At 68.9% G+C, this 15,623-nt stretch carries 18 protein-coding genes; 12 read left to right on the top strand and 6 right to left on the bottom strand.

The window, feature by feature from the left end; translation table 11 throughout:
* Nucleotides 1-143 precede the first annotated feature (143 nt).
* Nucleotides 144-608 carry a hypothetical protein gene (locus ACZ7M7_RS02615; RefSeq protein WP_472112043.1) on the bottom strand — a complete coding sequence of 155 codons (465 nt, stop codon included), beginning with the start codon at nucleotides 606-608 and terminating at the stop codon, nucleotides 144-146.
* Nucleotides 609-814: 206 nt separating this feature from the next.
* On the opposite strand from ACZ7M7_RS02615, the gene ACZ7M7_RS02610 reads away from it, so the two are divergent.
* The 10 genes from ACZ7M7_RS02610 to ACZ7M7_RS02565 all read left to right on the top strand — a co-directional run bounded on the left by ACZ7M7_RS02610 (nucleotide 815) and on the right by ACZ7M7_RS02565 (nucleotide 8,489).
* Nucleotides 815-1,009, top strand: a complete 195-nt coding sequence (locus ACZ7M7_RS02610; RefSeq protein WP_365062026.1) for a helix-turn-helix domain-containing protein — start codon at nucleotides 815-817, stop codon at nucleotides 1,007-1,009.
* Nucleotides 1,006-1,200 carry a hypothetical protein gene (locus ACZ7M7_RS02605; protein ID WP_472112040.1) on the top strand — a complete coding sequence of 65 codons (195 nt, stop codon included), beginning with the start codon at nucleotides 1,006-1,008 and terminating at the stop codon, nucleotides 1,198-1,200. Before ACZ7M7_RS02610 ends, ACZ7M7_RS02605 begins: the two co-directional genes overlap by 4 nt.
* Nucleotides 1,197-1,445: a hypothetical protein gene (locus ACZ7M7_RS02600; RefSeq protein WP_472112037.1), complete on the top strand. Its 249-nt coding sequence runs from the start codon at nucleotides 1,197-1,199 to the stop codon at nucleotides 1,443-1,445. The genes ACZ7M7_RS02605 and ACZ7M7_RS02600 overlap by 4 nt, the downstream gene beginning before the upstream one ends.
* Nucleotides 1,442-2,263 carry a bifunctional DNA primase/polymerase gene (locus ACZ7M7_RS02595; RefSeq protein WP_472112034.1) on the top strand — a complete coding sequence of 274 codons (822 nt, stop codon included), beginning with the start codon at nucleotides 1,442-1,444 and terminating at the stop codon, nucleotides 2,261-2,263. Before ACZ7M7_RS02600 ends, ACZ7M7_RS02595 begins: the two co-directional genes overlap by 4 nt.
* Nucleotides 2,260-3,966, top strand: a complete 1,707-nt coding sequence (locus ACZ7M7_RS02590; RefSeq protein WP_472112032.1) for a DUF927 domain-containing protein — start codon at nucleotides 2,260-2,262, stop codon at nucleotides 3,964-3,966. Before ACZ7M7_RS02595 ends, ACZ7M7_RS02590 begins: the two co-directional genes overlap by 4 nt.
* 460 nt (nucleotides 3,967-4,426) lie before the next feature.
* Nucleotides 4,427-5,101: a hypothetical protein gene (locus tag ACZ7M7_RS02585; RefSeq protein ID WP_472112030.1), complete on the top strand. Its 675-nt coding sequence runs from the start codon at nucleotides 4,427-4,429 to the stop codon at nucleotides 5,099-5,101.
* Between the two features lie 445 nt (nucleotides 5,102-5,546).
* On the top strand, nucleotides 5,547-5,912 hold the full coding sequence (locus tag ACZ7M7_RS02580) for a hypothetical protein (protein WP_472112027.1): 366 nt from the start codon (nucleotides 5,547-5,549) through the stop codon (nucleotides 5,910-5,912).
* Nucleotides 5,909-6,220 carry a hypothetical protein gene (locus tag ACZ7M7_RS02575; RefSeq protein WP_472112024.1) on the top strand — a complete coding sequence of 104 codons (312 nt, stop codon included), beginning with the start codon at nucleotides 5,909-5,911 and terminating at the stop codon, nucleotides 6,218-6,220. The genes ACZ7M7_RS02580 and ACZ7M7_RS02575 overlap by 4 nt, the downstream gene beginning before the upstream one ends.
* A gap of 67 nt (nucleotides 6,221-6,287) precedes the next feature.
* On the top strand, nucleotides 6,288-6,962 hold the full coding sequence (locus tag ACZ7M7_RS02570; protein WP_472112021.1) for a hypothetical protein: 675 nt from the start codon (nucleotides 6,288-6,290) through the stop codon (nucleotides 6,960-6,962).
* 417 nt (nucleotides 6,963-7,379) lie between these two features.
* Nucleotides 7,380-8,489 carry a site-specific integrase gene (locus ACZ7M7_RS02565; RefSeq protein ID WP_472112018.1) on the top strand — a complete coding sequence of 370 codons (1,110 nt, stop codon included), beginning with the start codon at nucleotides 7,380-7,382 and terminating at the stop codon, nucleotides 8,487-8,489.
* Nucleotides 8,490-8,501: 12 nt separating this feature from the next.
* Here ACZ7M7_RS02565 and glnA read toward each other — a convergent pair whose 3' ends face one another.
* Nucleotides 8,502-9,911 (bottom strand): type I glutamate--ammonia ligase, encoded by a 1,410-nt coding sequence (gene glnA, locus ACZ7M7_RS02560; protein ID WP_369270575.1) that lies wholly within the window; start codon nucleotides 9,909-9,911, stop codon nucleotides 8,502-8,504.
* A 198-nt stretch (nucleotides 9,912-10,109) separates the two neighbouring features.
* Between glnA and ACZ7M7_RS02555 the strand changes: the two genes are divergently transcribed.
* Nucleotides 10,110-10,577: an RDD family protein gene (locus ACZ7M7_RS02555; RefSeq protein WP_383596292.1), complete on the top strand. Its 468-nt coding sequence runs from the start codon at nucleotides 10,110-10,112 to the stop codon at nucleotides 10,575-10,577.
* 136 nt (nucleotides 10,578-10,713) lie between these two features.
* On the opposite strand, the gene ACZ7M7_RS02550 is transcribed toward ACZ7M7_RS02555, so the two are convergent.
* The 4 genes from ACZ7M7_RS02550 to lipB form a co-directional block, all read right to left on the bottom strand.
* The gene (locus tag ACZ7M7_RS02550; protein WP_383596295.1) at nucleotides 10,714-11,415 is read right to left on the bottom strand and encodes a DUF4191 domain-containing protein; all 702 of its coding nucleotides are present in this window, start codon (nucleotides 11,413-11,415) and stop codon (nucleotides 10,714-10,716) included.
* Between the two features lie 75 nt (nucleotides 11,416-11,490).
* The gene (locus tag ACZ7M7_RS02545) at nucleotides 11,491-11,691 is read right to left on the bottom strand and encodes an SCO2195 family GlnR-regulated protein (protein WP_328882127.1); all 201 of its coding nucleotides are present in this window, start codon (nucleotides 11,689-11,691) and stop codon (nucleotides 11,491-11,493) included.
* A gap of 256 nt (nucleotides 11,692-11,947) precedes the next feature.
* Complete coding sequence (lipA, locus tag ACZ7M7_RS02540) at nucleotides 11,948-12,913, bottom strand: lipoyl synthase (RefSeq protein ID WP_383596298.1); 966 nt, start codon at nucleotides 12,911-12,913, stop codon at nucleotides 11,948-11,950.
* Nucleotides 12,914-13,018: 105 nt separating this feature from the next.
* Nucleotides 13,019-13,816 carry a lipoyl(octanoyl) transferase LipB gene (gene lipB / locus ACZ7M7_RS02535; RefSeq protein WP_383596300.1) on the bottom strand — a complete coding sequence of 266 codons (798 nt, stop codon included), beginning with the start codon at nucleotides 13,814-13,816 and terminating at the stop codon, nucleotides 13,019-13,021.
* Between the two features lie 278 nt (nucleotides 13,817-14,094).
* On the opposite strand from lipB, the gene ACZ7M7_RS02530 reads away from it, so the two are divergent.
* A complete protein-coding gene (locus tag ACZ7M7_RS02530; RefSeq protein ID WP_472112012.1) occupies nucleotides 14,095-15,534 on the top strand; it encodes a regulator in 1,440 nt (479 codons plus the stop codon).
* Nucleotides 15,535-15,623: the final 89 nt, after the last annotated feature.

Raw genomic sequence — 15,623 nt, 5'->3', positions numbered from 1 at the left:
TTCTCCCTACCCGCCTCCCCACCCTGCCTCCCTATACATGACCTGCGGAAACGACGGGTTAGGGAGGCAAGGGAGGCAGCCGCAGCGAAGCCCTCAGACCCCCGGAATCGGGGTGCTGGCCTCCCCTCCGCTGCCTCCCTCCCTCAGGTAGCGCGGTCGCCCATCTCCGCGGGCCGCTCGCCGCGGAACATCCAATTCAACAGAGCGTCGTCGCCGAGCTCCTTGCCCGTAGCGACTCGGTACTCGGCTCGCAGGCTGTCACGGACCGCCTGCCCCTCGACCGTCAGCTGGCCCGTCGGCGCGGGCAACTCGTCGAGCGGGATCTCGCTGCGGAAGATGCGCTGATCCGTCCCGGGCAGCGGCTCGGTACCGCGGAGCCATGCCCGGACGCGGCTGGTGGGTACCGCCTCGTCTGGGGTGACCTTGAACTCGACCTCTTCGAGCGGCACTAGGAGGTGCAGCGGCGAGACGTCGAGGACGCGCGCCAGCGCGAGCCACTCAGTCAGGGTGACGCTCTGCCGCTTCCCGCTCTCCAGGTTGGCGACGGTGAAGCGGTCCCACTTGAGGCCGAGGTCGGTCATCCGCCGGCCTAGCTCAGCAGCCGTCATGTCCTTGCGTCGGCGCAGCTCAGACACCCGCGCCGCCACAGCCTGCACTGGCCCAACCCCTTGCACCATCGCCTGCCCCTCTATCTAGGTGATTTCGTTTCACCTTAGTGAGGACTTGCATCACGGGCAACACTGCGGCACCATGCCGCTCAGCGAGGTATCTCAGTACACCTCTAGGTGAAATGAATTCACTCATTGGAGAAGCGATGACACGGCGACCCCTCGCCACCGTTCCCGAAATCGCCGAGCACTACGGCGTCCCGCAGAAGACCGTCCACCGCTGGCACCAGACACAGACCGGCCCCGGGAAGCTCATGTTCCCCGTCGGCAGGTACCTCCGGGCGCGCTGGGACGACATCGAGCGCTACGACGCCAAGCAGGTCGAAGGCGCCGCGGCATGAAAGAGCGCCCCGCCCCGAAGTGCGGCCACTGGATCGGTCCCGAGACCCGTTACTGCCACGCCGACGAGAACATCCGCCAGTACATCCCCGGCCTCCGCTGCCCCGAGCACACCCCGGCCGCCCTGCAGGGCAAGCCCGAAGTGCCGCCCGGCCCCGGCTGGCCCATCCGCCGGGAGGCGAACAGCGCATGACCCAGAACGCAGAAACGCCCCGGGCCGAATCCGGGGCGTTTCAGGAAAGCTGCGTGGTTGACGCGAGCCCCATCGTGCCACACCTCATCGCACGCCCGGTACCCGTCCAAACGAGCGGCCGAACCGAGTTCGCCGCCCGCTGCCCTGAGTGCAAGTCCTGGCATAGGCATATCGGCCTCGGCGAGAAGGACGCGCCCTGCGGCGCGCACTACCTCCTTGAGTTCGCCAACAAGGGGGCGGCATGACTCCCCTTGAAGGAGCCCGGTGGCTCATCCGGCACGGGTTCGCCGTGTTCCCCTGCGACCACCCCGGCACGGCCCGCTGCACGGGCCTGCACAAGACGTGCGACGGATCCCGCGGCAAGCATCCCGCCGTCGCCTTCACTCGCGGCTGGACTCTCGACGAGCGCAAGGTGCACGAGACGTTCGCCCGCGGACTGCGGAACCCCGCCGTCTCCGTAGGCGCCTGCTCAAGGTCTGAAGGTGTGCAGCTGCTCGTCGTCGACAGCGACCGGCCCGGAGCGATCGAAGATGTAGCAGGCGCCCGCGGCGAGCAGTGGCCGGCCACCATGCGCGTCCGCACCGCCAAGGGCCACCACGACTACCTGTGGGCCTGGTCGTCGCTGAAGCTCGGCAACGGACTCGGTTCTCTGCAGGGCCAGTTCGACGGTGACGTCCGTGCGGGCAACGCCTACGTCGTCGGCCCCGGAGCTCTCCACGCTACGGGCGTCGTGTACGAGCTGGAGGACCCGGAGCGCCCGCCCGCCAAGGCCCCGGCCTGGCTCCTGCAAGCGATCCTCACAAAGCCCCAGCGGCCAGTGCGTCATTCGTCGTACCCGCGGCCTGAGTCTCGGAACCTTCAGGGCCTGGTCAAGTTCGTCGCCGACAGCTCCCAGGGGCAGCGCAACTCCCGCTTGTTCTGGGCAGCCTGCCGCGCCGCCGAGGCCGGCGCCGAGGACGCGCCCGCCGTCCTCCTGGATGCGGCCATCCACGCAGGTCTAGCCGAGGCGGAAGCCCGCAGCACGATCGCTTCCGCCTTCCGCACGGTGGGGGTGTCCGCGTGACCGACGAGACGACCGAGCAGGCAACCGAGGAATGGACGGATAACCGTCTCGTTCCCGAGGGCGTGCGCATGCCCACCGGTTACAAGATCAGCTATGGCGGGGTGTGGGTTGAGAAGGAAGTCAAGGGCGAGATGGTGCCCGTCCGCATCGCGTGGGCACCCCTGGTCATCCGCTGCGTCTACGTCGACCCGGTCGGCGACCAGGCCGTCGAACTGGCATGGACCGACCGCGGGCAAGTCGTCACCAGGACCGTGCAACGCTCCGTCGTCCGACGGGGCCGCATCCTGGTGGCCACGCTCGGAGACGCCGGCCTGCCAGTCATCGAGGCCGACGCCAAGCTGGCGGAACGCTACCTAGCAGCTTTCGAGTCCCTGAATCAGGGGAAGATCCCGCGCGTTCACCTGGCCCGACAGCTGGGTTGGCAGAAGGACGGCACGTTCGTCACCTCGCAGGACGAGCCGCACCGTGTCGAGGTCAAGTACGACGAGCAGAAGCCGGCACTGGCCGCGCACGCCCCGGCAGGGTCGTTCGCGGGCTGGCAGGCCGCGGTGAAGCCGATGGAGGCGTACCCAGCTGCACAGATGGCGGTGTACGCGTCGCTCGCCGCCCCGCTGCTGGAACTGGTCGGGGTCAACTCGTTCACGGTCGACATCAGCGGGCGGTCAACCCGAGGGAAGACCACGGCGGCCGGCGCCGGGATGAGCGTCTGGGCAGACCCCAGTGAGAAGGCAGACGGCATGTACTCGTGGCGCACCACGATGCTTGCTGCAGAGAAGCGGCTAAACCTGGTCAACGGCCTACCGGTCGTGTTCGACGAGACCAAGCTCGTGCGTGATCCGGAACTGGTGCACGCCCTGTTGTACTCCATCCCGAAGAACCACGGGCAAGCCCGCGGCGGTGGCTGGCCGTCCGGCCTCCCATGGCGAACCATCGTGATCTCGACGGGAGAACAATCAGTTCTCACCTTCACGACCGACCAAGGCGCCGGCGCCCGCGTCCTGACCGTCAAGGAAGCGCCGTTCGGTACAGACGGACCCGAGTCCGCCACGGCGGCCGTCGACGTCCGGGACGGCTGCGCCGAGCACTACGGCACGGCCGGCCCCCGGTTCGTCGAGAAGCTGCTCGACGAGACCGCCGGGAACGGAAAGCGACGCCTGGTCGCTCGCCACAAGGAACTGACGGAGGCTCACCGGTACGACAGCGACATGTCGGCCCGCCGGGCCCCCCTGGTGGCAGTCCTCGCCCTCGCTGCAGAAGTCGGCCACGAATGGGGCATCATCCCCTTCCCGACCCCGCCCATGTCCGTCTGGCGCCGACTGTTCGCCGTCTCGGACCAGACCGACAACAGGGGCGAGATGGCGCTCGACGTCGTCCGCGAGTACGTCGCATCCAACCGGCGTTCCCTGTGGGCGCCGGGCACCGACAACGAGCCCCCGTTCTCCGGATGGATCGGCCGGGAGCTGGACATCGACGAACAGCCCACGGTCGGCCTACTGGCACAGCGACTCAAAGAAGCGCTGAGCCGCGCGGGATACGAGCTGGAGTCCGTCATCCCCAGCTGGCGGGAAGCCAAGGTGCTTGTCGAGAACGACTCGTACCGGCCGCCCTACCTCGCCAAGAAGAAGATGAACGGCGGCCAAGTAAGGCTCTACATCTTCGTACCCGAGGTGTTCGCCGCCCCGGCCGACGAGGACGGAGAGTGACATGGCCCTCCGGTCTCAGGTAAAAACCCTCCCTCTCTCCGGCCAGAGTGCGTACCCCCGCTCATGGGGACGAACTCCGCAGGTCAACTCCTATCCGGTAGGGGTACGCGGCCGTGCGTACCCCCCGAGGGCGGGGCCAAGGGGTACGCGGCCGTGCGTACCCCCAACGTCCCGAGCATCACCGCAGCTCAGGCGGTACGAGACACCCCCCGCTATAGGGGGTACGCAGTCGTGCTCTCAAGAGAGCCTGTTTTTCCATCGCAGGCAGACAGGAGTAACCGACAGTGACCCGTGCCCGCCACCGCTGCGCCGTATGCGACCGCCCGCTCAAGGCCGGCCGCGGCAAGCCCTGCGTCCGCGACTGCGGCGCCCGCCTCTGCCGCACAGCCCACATCCCGCCGTGCAACGACGTTCACGGCGGCCAGTGCCCCAACTTCCAACCCATCGAAAGGAACTGACCATGAACAACCCGCTGACCCAGGAAGACCCCACCGTCCACGCCGTGTACGCCGGAGGGCAGTGGCGAGCTCGGGGGCGCAACCTCACCACCCGCGACGTCACCACCCTCCAGCAGGAGTTCGCCCGCAAGGTCGAGCAGATCAACGGGCGCCGCGCACTCTCCGCCGAAGCCAAGCGCATCGAGATCGCCCGCGCCTACCGCGACACCCGCAACCAGATTCAGGCCGCCGGACAGATGGTCGTCGACCACGTCACCAACGAGCGCGCCCGCCTCTCCCGCAAGCTGTTCGGGTACGAGGGCACCGCCGACGCGCAGACCGTCATCGTGCGCCGCGACGCAGCCGACCGCGCGGCCAAACTCACCAACCCCGACGAGGCACAGCACGCACTCCAGCGGGCCGAGAACAACGGCGACGTCCACCTCGCCCAGGCCATCGCTGGACAGTCCTTCGCCAACGGCTGGGCGGACGTCGTCCATACCTGGTTCGCCGCCAACCCTCAGGCAGGCGACACGGCGAGGGAGCTGCAGGAACTGCCCGACCCCAACGACGGTGTGTGGCGCGTGCAGCACGCCATGACCTACTCGGTCGTGGCACCGCAGGAGCTGGCCGGCCTCGCCGACTACCAGCTCGACCGCCTCGCCGACACCGACCTCGACGGCGACACAGCAGCCTGACCACAGACTCGGCGTCAACGGCACCGACCTCGCAGGGCATGACGAGCATCGGGCCCATGGAGCGGGAGTCTTCACCGTTCTCGCCCGCACCAGCGCCGACCCCCTACCCCCCTCCCCCCCCGGGGGGGTGGGGGTAGGGCACAGGCACAGCAAGCAGTTGAGTTCGATCAACTCGAAGAACAACTCAAGAACGAAACAAGATCAAAAGACTTGAAATCGAATCGAATTGAGTCGATCAACAGGGTTCGAGCGGCGATTCGGCGAGCTGAACCAGGTACGACGGCCCCGAGGGGGCGCCGCTCGCCAGCCGCGGCCACCGGTGAGGGCCCTCTGGGGGTGGGGGGATACCCCCCTCCCGGGCCCCTGGGAGATCGGGCCCGTATAGCTCTCGACCTTATGCGTGCTCGCCGCGCTGTGTTTTTCCTGATCTTGGAAGGGGGCCGGAATGGCTCTGATGGATCCGCCCGAGGGCCTCGGCTCGCAGGGCACGTGTCTGTGGGAGGAGATCTCAGGGGCGTTCGTGCTGCGTGTCGACGAGCTGCGCATCCTCGGCGACGCGTGCCGGGAGGTCGACCTGATCGAGCGCCTGGAGGACGCCCTGCGGGATGCTCCGCTGGTTGTCACCGGCTCGCAGGGGCAGCCGGTGGCGAGCCCCCTGGTGCAGGAGCTGCGGCAGCATCGGTCCCTGGTGGCCCGCCTGTTGGCCGCGCTGAAGCTGCCCGACGAGGAGGACCAGGAGCAGCACGACGCACGGGAGCGCTCGGCGAAGGCCCGGCACGCGTCCCTTGCCCGATGGCGGGGGACAGCGTGAGCAGGCGCCGGCCCGCGGTCCGCGACGACGGGATGCCCGACTGGCTCGCCGAGTACCGGCCTGAGTTGTGGGCGGAGGACCTCGACGACCCGCTGCAGGTCTACTACTTCGGCCGCTGCGCGTGGCTCGACGCCCGCACGGAGTGGCAACAGGGCGGCGACCCGCAGCCGAAGATCCAATCCCCCAGACCCGTACACGGGGGCAGCGCCAATACGTCGCCGATCCCCGAGCAGGCCGTGCAGGGGGTGTCCCCCCAGGCCAATCGGGCGAGCGTTCAGCCGGTCGCCCGACCGATCAGAACCCGCTGACAGAGCAGCCCCTAGGCCCGCGCCATGGATGCCGCAGGGGGTGAACCCACCACAGAGAGGCTCAGAGATGCCGACGAAACTGGCACAGCAGATGAACACCCTGATCCGAGGCCAGCAGCCGCAGGCCACGACCGGACAGGGCAAGGCCGACGAGATCCGCGGCCTGTACAAGCAGGGCCTGCAGCAGCTGCGCGGCCAGCGCAACATGCACCCCGACGCCCGCCGCGTCGAGATCGCCCGCCTCTACTCGACCGCCCAGGCCGCGCTGCGCAAGGTGCAGCAGGAGCAGCTGCAGACCGACCGCGAGACGTTCGACAAGCTGGAACGCCAGCTGTGGGGATTCGATGACGTGCGGGCCTCCGCGTACAGCAGCGCCGACCGTGCGGCCGTCGACGGCACTGTGCGCGATGCACAGGACCGAGCTGGCCGGCTGAAGAAGCGAGGAGACGCAACGCGTGCTCTCGCCGAAGCCGAACAGGCCGGCGACAACGTGCTCGCCCGCGCCATTGCCAAGCGCGCTCACGACATGGATTGGGACGACTTGGTCGACGGCTACTTGTCCAGCAGGCCCACCGCGGCCGAGCGGTATCGGCAGGCCGCCGAGATCTACACCCGGCAGCACACCACGGGTGGCGCCCTGGCGCACGGATTCCTCGGCAGCCTCCGGGCGCCCGACGAGCTGCACGGCATGAGCGGCAAGGACATCGAGGCCATGGCCGACCCGGGCGAGCCGGCCGCATAGATCCGGCGTCAACGTCACCCGCTGCGGACGCATGTTGTAGGCCCGTCCGCACACGGGATCGATGGCGGCGAGCGAGTCTTTCCTCCTTTCCCTCGCACAGACCCGCCAGCGCCGACCGGAACGGGCCAGGCAATCGGGCCTGGCCCGTCCGGAGACCAACGATCACGGCCACGCGGGTGGGGGCGCACCCCCGCCCGCGCGCGTAGGTGACCGCGGGGGAGGGCAATTCGTGGCGCCGCGAATCAGAGCCTTTTGATCAACGGGAGGGGAGTCGGGATCGCGAGGCAAGACCCTCGGGGGACCGACGCGGCCAGCAAATGGCACGCCTGCTCAGAAAGTGCATGAGGGGGGCGGGCGCCGCTGATTGTCAGCGCCCGGTGGAACGATGACGAAGTTTGAGAGCTTGAGAGGAACCGTATGGCGAGCAAGAGCATCAAGAAGCGCCCGAACGGTAAGTGGCGTGCCCGGTACCGGGACCTTGCTGGCAAGGAGCACGCCCGGCACTTCGAGCGCAAGCTCGACGCTGAGCGCTGGTTGGACGAGGTCACGGCCGCTCTGGTGACGGGCGCCTACGTCGACCCGAAGGACAAGAAGCTGACGGTCGACCAGTGGTGCGACTTGTGGATCGAGTCCTACGCGAAGCGCGAGTCGACGGTGCGGCAGGCAAAGGTGCATCTGGCGCAGATCCGGGAGGAGTTCGGCCCGTTGCCGCTGATGGCGGTCGACGAGATGGCCGTGAAGAAGTGGATGGCTCGCCTGCAGCGGGAGGGTGTCTCTCAGTCGTACCGGTTCGCGCTGCACAGCCGTCTGTCCCAGGTGATGCGGGCCGCGGTGCGGGCGAAGAAGGTCACGGCCAATCCGTGCTCGCGGGAGACGTCGCCGGGCGGGGGCAAGCAGCGGCCCTACGTCTGCACGGACGCGCAGCTGTGGCAGCTGTACGAGGCCGCGGAGGAGAAGTACCGGCCCGCCCTGCTGCTGGGCGCGTTCGCCGGCCTGCGCACGGCCGAGGCGTGCGGCCTGCGCCTGGTCGACGTCGACCTCGACGCACGGACGGTCACGCCGACCGTGCAATACCCGGCCGTGCCCCTCAAGACGGAATCGAGCATGGCTGCCGTGCCGATCCCGGACGTGTTCGTCGGCGAGCTGAAGCGGCTGCTCGACGGCCGCACGGATGGCTGGGTCCTGCTCGACGACGACGCCGTGCAGCTGGGCCCGTGGAAGGTCGAGCGGCACATGCGCCGCATCCGCAAGCAGGTACCCGGACTGTCGCCGGTCTTTCGCTTCCACGATCTTCGGCACTACTACGCGAGCATGCTCATCGCGAGCGGCGCCGACGTGAAAATTGTGCAGCAGCGGCTACGGCACTCGAAGGCCACGACGACGCTGAACACATACGGTCACCTCTGGCCCGACTCGGACCAGTCGACCAGGGCCGCAGTCGAGCGTGCCATGGGCCCCTTGATCACTAACGCTGCGGACCCCCTGCGGACTGTCGATGAGTCCGCAGAGGGTCCGTCCAGCGTATAGCGCTGTTGATCTTTACACGTCGAAGTACAGCTCGAACTCGTGCGGGTGCGGACGCAGCTGCAGCGGGGCGATCTCGTTCGCGCGCTTGTAGTCGATCCACGTCTCGATCAGGTCCGGCGTGAAGACGTCGCCCTGGAGGAGGAACTCGTGGTCGGCCTCGAGGCGGTCGAGGACGGCCGGGAGGGAGGTCGGGACCTGGGCGACGCCCGCGTGCTCCTCGGGAGCCAGCTCGTAGAGGTCCTTGTCGATCGGCTCGGCCGGCTCGATCTTGTTCTTGATGCCGTCCAGACCCGCGAGGAGCAGGGCCGAGAACGCCAGGTACGGGTTGCCGGAGGAGTCGGGCGCGCGGAACTCGACGCGCTTGGCCTTCGGGTTGGAGCCCGTGATCGGGATACGCATCGCGGCGGAGCGGTTGCGCTGCGAGTACACCAGGTTGATCGGGGCCTCGAAGCCCGGCACCAGACGGTGGTACGAGTTCACCGTCGGGTTGGTGAAGGCGAGCAGCGACGGGGCGTGCTTGAGGATGCCGCCGATGTAGTAGCGGGCGGTGTCCGACAGGCCCGCGTAGCCCGCCTCGTCGTAGAAGAGCGGCTGGCCGCCCGTCCACAGCGACTGGTGCACGTGCATGCCCGAGCCGTTGTCACCGAAGATCGGCTTCGGCATGAAGGTCGCGGTCTTGCCGTTGCGCCAGGCGACGTTCTTCACGATGTACTTGAAGAGCTGCAGGTCGTCGGCGGCCGCGAGCAGCGTGTTGAACTTGTAGTTGATCTCGGCCTGGCCGGCGGTGCCGACCTCGTGGTGCTGGCGCTCGACCTGGAGGCCGGAGGCGGCCAGCTCCAGGGAGATCTCCGCGCGCAGGTCGGCGAAGTGGTCGACCGGCGGGGCCGGGAAGTAACCGCCCTTGTAGCGGACCTTGTAACCGCGGTTGTCCTCCAGCGCGCCCGTGTTCCAGGCACCCGCCTCGGAGTCGATGTGGTAGTACGCCTCGTTCTCGGCGGTCTTGAAGCGCACGCTGTCGAAGACGTAGAACTCGGCCTCGGGGCCGAAGTACGCGGTGTCGGCGATACCGGTGGAGGCGAGGTAGGCCTCCGCCTTCTTCGCCACGTTCCGCGGGTCACGGGAGTACTGCTCGCCCGTGATCGGGTCGTGGATGAAGAAGTTGATGTTGACCGTCTTGTCGCGGCGGAAGGGGTCGACGCGCGCGGTGGACAGGTCGGCGCGAAGCGCCATGTCGGACTCGTGGATGGCCTGGAAGCCGCGGATCGAGGAGCCGTCGAACGCGAGCTCCTCGGCCGGGTCGAAGGCCGTGGCAGGGATCGTGAAGTGCTGCATCACGCCCGGCAGGTCGCAGAACCGGACGTCGATGAACTTGACGTCCTCGTCCGCGATGAACTTCTTGGCCTCGTCGGCGTTCTGGAACATCCAGCTCCTCCTACTCCCGACCCGTCGGTCCGGGGTGGTAGTTCGGTCGTGCGGCCAGTGCGGTGGCACACGCTGGCCTCGACCCTAGGGACGGGTGATTTCTCGGGCGTGACCCATTTGTTTCGCACACGTTAACCGGACATCCCCGACCTCCCCCCACCTGTCCACATCGCAAAACGGGCACAGTACCGTGGTCGCGTGGACAAGAGGCAAGCAATCGGATCCTGGCTCTCGGGCCCCCGCGCGGCCGCCGAGGAAGCCGGTGTCGACTTCGGATACCGAGGTCAGCAGCTCGGACTGCCCGAGGAGGGACCGGGCTCCATCGCCCGCCCGGGACGCCGGCTCGGGGCACTGGCCGTGGACTGGGGCATCTGCGTCTTGATCGCATACGGTCTCATTACGGATGGCTACGGTCAGGCGACGAGCAACTGGGCGCTGCTGCTGTTCTTCCTGATGAGCGTCCTGACCGTGGGCACCGTCGGTTTCACCCCGGGCAAGCGCCTCTTCGGCCTGCGCGTGGTCGTCCTGGAGACCGGCAGCGTCAACCCGCTGCGCGCCCTGCTGCGTACGGCCCTGCTGTGCGTCGCCATCCCGGCCCTGATCTGGGACCGCGACGGCCGTGGCCTGCACGACCGGCTGGCCCATACGGTCGAGGTACGGATGTGACCTCCGTACGCCTCGCATAAGTCGAACGTACTCCTCGTACCGGACGGGCCGCACCCGGCGGTTCGCATACAACCTCCCTCATACGACGATGGGGCGCCCGGATCACTCCGGGCGCCCCATCGTCGTATGAGGGAGGTCAGCGGGCCTTCGGCCCGCCCTTCGGCAGCTTCATGCCCTTGGGCATCGGGCCCTTCGGCAGCGGCATGTTGCTCATCAGGTCGCCCATGGCCTTGAGCCGGTCGTTGGTGGCGGTCACCTGGGGACCGGTCAGCACGCGCGGCAGCTTCAGCATGGTGGTCCGCAGCTTCTTCAGCTCGACCTGGCCCTCGCCCGTGCCCACGATCAGGTCGTGCACCGGCACGTCCGCGACGATGCGGTTCATCTTCTTCTTCTCGGCGGCCAGCAGGGTCTTCACCCGGTTCGGGTTGCCCTCGGCGACCAGCACGATGCCGGCCTTGCCGACGGCCCGGTGGACCACGTCCTGGCTGCGGTTCATCGCCACCGCGGGGGTCGTGTTCCAGCCCCGGCCGATGTTGTCCAGCACAGCCGCGGCGGCGCCCGGCTGGCCCTCCATCTGCCCGAAGGCCGCCCGCTCGGCCCGGCGCCCGAAGACGATCGCCGACGCGAGGAAGGCGAGCAACAGGCCCAGGATGCCGAGATAGATGGGGTGACCGATCAAGAAACCGATCGCGAGGAAGACACCGAAGGTGACGATTCCGACAGCCGCGAGTACAAGACCGATCTTCTTGTCGGCCCTGCGGGTCATCTTGTAGGTCAGAGCGATCTGCTTGAGTCGCCCGGGGTTCGCAGCGTCCGCTGCCGTGTCCTTCCTCGCCATGCCACGAAGTCTACGTGCCCCCGGGAGCGCCGACGACGGCAGTGCCGTGCCGAGCGCACGGGGAGCGCGGCGGGGTCAGGGACGGACCGTGGTGACCTGGTCCAGAACGCGCTGCGCCTCGACCCGGTCCTTGGCGCGACGGCGGTCCTCCAGCACGGACGTCCAGGCGTTGCGGCGGGCGGTGCGCTGGCCGCTGCTCATCAGCAGCGACTCGACGGCACGCAGTGCAGTGGTGAACGACGGGATGGCGGTGGCGCGAACGGGCGCGGCCTGCATGGTGGAGGTCCCCCCTCGGGAATGGCGGCTTCGTGAGTGATGCACGGGGTGTACAAACAGGGTCACTGATTGGTGTTACCAGGGCGTGACCGACCGGTCAAACACCAATGAAACCTTGATGCGCGGCCCGAAACGCTTGACGCGGCCCTGACGTTGCCCCTATCTGCGGGGACGTCCAGGACCGCGTCAATCGGCCGCTGCCGAAGGGCAGTTGCTTGTGCGCAGATTCACATGAACCGAGTGGCACTCCGTGCCATCAGACGGCCTGAGAGGCGACGTAGGAGCCCCGCTTCTCGATGGCCATCTGGTAGAGCCGCCCGGCACGGTACGAGGACCGCACCAGCGGGCCGGACATCACGCCGGAGAAGCCGATCTGCTCGGCCTCGTCCTTCAGCTCCACGAACTCCTGCGGCTTGACCCAGCGCTCCACCGGGTGGTGGCGCACGGACGGGCGCAGGTACTGCGTGATGGTCACCAGCTCGCAGCCCGCGTCGTGCAGCTGCTGGAGCGCCTCGCTGATCTCCTCGCGGGTCTCGCCCATGCCGAGGATGAGGTTGGACTTGGTGACCAGGCCGTAGTCGCGGGCCTCGGTGATGACCTTCAGGGAGCGCTCGTAGCGGAAGCCGGGGCGGATGCGCTTGAAGATCCGGGGCACCGTCTCGACGTTGTGCGCGAAGACCTCGGGGCGGGAGGCGAAGACCTCCTGCAGCAGCTCCGGTACGGCGTTGAAGTCGGGGGCGAGCAGCTCGACCTTGGTGCGGCCGGCCTCGCGCTCGGCGGTCTGCTGGTGGATCTGGCGCACGGTCTCGGCGTACAGCCAGGCGCCGCCGTCCGGGAGGTCGTCGCGGGCGACGCCGGTGATGGTGGCGTAGTTCAGGTCCATGGTGACCACGGACTCGCCGACGCGGCGCGGCTCGTCGCGGTCGAGTGCCTCGGGCTTGCCGGTGTCGATCTGGCAGAAGTCACAGCGCCGGGTGCACTGGTCGCCGCCGATGAGGAAGGTCGCCTCGCGGTCCTCCCAGCACTCGTAGATGTTGGGGCAGCCGGCTTCCTGGCAGACCGTGTGCAGGCCCTCGCTCTTCACGAGGTTCTGCATCTTCGTGTACTCGGGGCCCATTTTCGCCCGGGTCTTGATCCACTCGGGCTTGCGCTCGATGGGGGTCTGGCTGTTGCGGACCTCCAGGCGCAGCATCTTGCGTCCGTCCGGTGAGACTGCGGACACGTCGGCTCCCTGTGCTTCGATTCTTCGGCGTACACCAGGGTACGCCCGTGCTAACCAAGCCCTGCTGTCAGGCCAACCTCATCGCTCCGGGGCTGATTCCCGGCGTCAGGCGGTCGCCTTCTCGATTTCCCGCGGCTTCAGGTCCGCGTTCTCCACCACGTCCCGCAGGTGCCGCTCGGCGACCGGCAGCACCTCGTCGATCGTGACGTCCCGGCCGAGCTCGGCGGCCAGCGAGGCGACGCCCGCGTCGCGGATGCCGCACGGGATGATCCGGTCGAACCATTTGTTGTCCGGGTTCACGTTCAGGGCGAAGCCGTGCATGGTCACGCCCTTCGCGACCCGGATCCCGATCGCCGCGATCTTGCGGTCCTCGCGCCGCTGGCCGGCGTTGGAGGGGGCGTACTCGGGGCCGTTCAGACGCGGGTCGAACTCGTCGTCCGTCAGACGGGGGTCGAAGTCCAGCGCGAGTCCGCCGAACGACGGACGCTGTTCGACCGGGTCGCCCAGGACCCACACCCCGCTGCGGCCCTCGACGCGACTGGTCTCCAGGCCGAACTCCGCACAGGTGCGGATCAGGGCCTCCTCCAGCCGCCGTACGTGGGCCACGACGTCCACGGGGCGCGGCAGCTTCTGGATCGGGTAGCCGACGAGCTGGCCCGGGCCGTGCCAGGTGATCTTGCCGCCGCGGTCCACGTCGATGACCGGCGTGCCGTCCAGGGGCCGCTCGTTGTCCGCCGTGCGCCGGCCCGCCGTGTACACCGGAGGGTGCTCGAGCAGCAGAACCGTGTCGGGGATCTCGTCCTCGAACCGCGCCGCGTGCACCCGGCGCTGCTCGTCCCACGCCTGCTGGTACTCGACGGCGTCCGCCCCGAACCCCATGCGCACGAACCGCAACTCACTCACGGCAAGCGCCTCCCTGGTGCCTAGAAGGTCGTAAGGCACAAAGAGTGCCTACGCCACTGTACGACCGGCTCGTTCGGGTGACGTCTCGCGGTCCGCGTCAGCCCGGTAGGGCAATCCTCACACGATCGGATGAATGGGCGGCGAAATGTGCGATCGGCTGCTTACTCTCCGCTACATTCGCGCCGTTCGAGCAGGCCAAAAGGGCTGCTCACCGGCAATCCGGGCACCCGCGGCCGTACGGCCCCGCAAGGCCCGAAAGGCAGGAGACCGCACCGCAGATGACGGAACGACCCGCGCAGCGCACTCCCAACCGCCAGCTCGCCGCGCTCATCGCAGAAGCGGGATTCTCCAACGCGGGTCTCGCCCGCCGGGTGGACCAGCTCGGCCTCGAACACGGGCTTGATCTCAGATACGACAAGACCTCGGTCACCCGCTGGCTGCGCGGACAGCAGCCACGCGGTACGACGCCCGCGCTCATCGCCGAGGTCTTCACGCGCCGCCTCGGCCGCCGGCTCTCCGCCCAGGACCTCGGCCTCGACGCCTGCGCGCCCGTGTACGCGGGGCTGGAGTTCGCCGCGACACCGGAAGAGGCCGTCGACATCGTCAGCGGCCTGTGGCGCAAGGACTCGGGCAGTCACGCCGAGCTGCGCAAGATCGCGTTCACCCCGGCCGGCCTCGTCGTGCCCAGCCGGGACTGGCTGATCGGCCGCGCCGACGAGAAGGTCGCCCGGGGCGAGGCGATCGCCCGCATCCCGGTGCAGGGCCGCCCGACGGCCGTACCCAGCCAGCGCGGGCAGGCCGAGCGCGGCCCCGGCCAGAAGGTCACCGGCGGCGACATCGCCGCGCTGCGCTCGGTCGGCGAGCTGTTCCGCTCCCTCGACGACATGTACGGCGGCGGTCACGCCCGGCAGGCCCTGGTGCGCTACCTGGAGCACGAGTGCGAGCCGATGCTGCGCGGCACCTACGGCGAGCAGACCGGCCGCCGTCTGTTCGCGGCCGCCGCGGACCTCACGAGGCTCGCGGGCTGGACGTCGTACGACATCGCGGCGCACGGGCTCGCCCAGCGCTACTTCGTGCAGTCGCTGCGGCTCGCGCAGGCGGCCGGTGACCGTGCGTTCGGCTCGTACGTCCTGGTCACCATGAGCCGCCAGGCCGTCTACCTCGGGCACGGCCGTGAGGCCGTCCAGCTCGCGCGCGTGGCCCAGCAGGGCGTGGGGACCAGCGCGCCGCCGGTCGTGCAGGCCCTGCTGCACGCGTGCGAGGCGCGCGGACACGGCGTACTGGGCGAGGTGCGCGCCTGCACCGCCTCCCTGGTGCGGGCCGAACGTGCCCTCGAAGCGGCCCGCCCCGTCGACGACGTCCCGCACTGGGCGCGCTTCTTCGACGAGGCACAGCTCGCCGACGAGTTCGGCCACTGCCACCGGGACCTGCAGCAGTTCCGCGCGGCGGCCCAGCATGCCGAGCGGTCCCTGCAACTGCGCGCCCCCGCCTACGCCCGCAGCCGCCTCTTCTCCCGTGTCGTCCTCGCCTCCGCCCGCCTCGGCCTCGGCGAACTCGACCAGGCCTGTGCGTTGGGCGCGGAGGCGGCGGGCGCTGCCGCGGAGATGCGGTCGGTACGGGCGGTCGAGTATGTCCGGGACTTCGAGCGGAGGTTGGAGCCGTATCGGGATGCGGCGCCGGTGCGGGGGTATCGGGACAAGGTCGCGGCGTTGGGGTAGGGGGCATCGCCGTGACTCCGACCGGAGGTGTGCCCTCTGCGGCCGCGTTGTGGCTGGTCGTGTCCGCGCGGCGGAGCCGCATTTCGACA

The organism is Streptomyces sp. NPDC111606 (genome assembly GCF_055656945.1).
The sequence above is the reverse complement of the archived record's forward strand: the minus strand, read 5'-3'. Positions and strand labels throughout refer to the sequence as shown.

What these genes read in the sequence shown, in the direction of transcription:
- glnA (WP_369270575.1), bottom strand. Translation starts at nt 9,911, where the DNA reads ATGTTCCAGAACGCCGACGAGGCCAAGAAGTTCATCGCGGACGAGGAC.
- ACZ7M7_RS02580 (WP_472112027.1), top strand. Translation starts at nt 5,547, where the DNA reads ATGGCTCTGATGGATCCGCCCGAGGGCCTCGGCTCGCAGGGCACGTGT.
- ACZ7M7_RS02600 (WP_472112037.1), top strand. Translation starts at nt 1,197, where the DNA reads ATGACCCAGAACGCAGAAACGCCCCGGGCCGAATCCGGGGCGTTTCAG.
- ACZ7M7_RS02610 (WP_365062026.1), top strand. Translation starts at nt 815, where the DNA reads ATGACACGGCGACCCCTCGCCACCGTTCCCGAAATCGCCGAGCACTAC.
- ACZ7M7_RS02605 (WP_472112040.1), top strand. Translation starts at nt 1,006, where the DNA reads ATGAAAGAGCGCCCCGCCCCGAAGTGCGGCCACTGGATCGGTCCCGAG.
- ACZ7M7_RS02530 (WP_472112012.1), top strand. Translation starts at nt 14,095, where the DNA reads ATGACGGAACGACCCGCGCAGCGCACTCCCAACCGCCAGCTCGCCGCG.
- ACZ7M7_RS02585 (WP_472112030.1), top strand. Translation starts at nt 4,427, where the DNA reads ATGAACAACCCGCTGACCCAGGAAGACCCCACCGTCCACGCCGTGTAC.
- ACZ7M7_RS02595 (WP_472112034.1), top strand. Translation starts at nt 1,442, where the DNA reads ATGACTCCCCTTGAAGGAGCCCGGTGGCTCATCCGGCACGGGTTCGCC.
- ACZ7M7_RS02570 (WP_472112021.1), top strand. Translation starts at nt 6,288, where the DNA reads ATGCCGACGAAACTGGCACAGCAGATGAACACCCTGATCCGAGGCCAG.
- ACZ7M7_RS02615 (WP_472112043.1), bottom strand. Translation starts at nt 608, where the DNA reads ATGACGGCTGCTGAGCTAGGCCGGCGGATGACCGACCTCGGCCTCAAG.
- ACZ7M7_RS02565 (WP_472112018.1), top strand. Translation starts at nt 7,380, where the DNA reads ATGGCGAGCAAGAGCATCAAGAAGCGCCCGAACGGTAAGTGGCGTGCC.
- ACZ7M7_RS02545 (WP_328882127.1), bottom strand. Translation starts at nt 11,691, where the DNA reads ATGCAGGCCGCGCCCGTTCGCGCCACCGCCATCCCGTCGTTCACCACT.
- ACZ7M7_RS02550 (WP_383596295.1), bottom strand. Translation starts at nt 11,415, where the DNA reads ATGGCGAGGAAGGACACGGCAGCGGACGCTGCGAACCCCGGGCGACTC.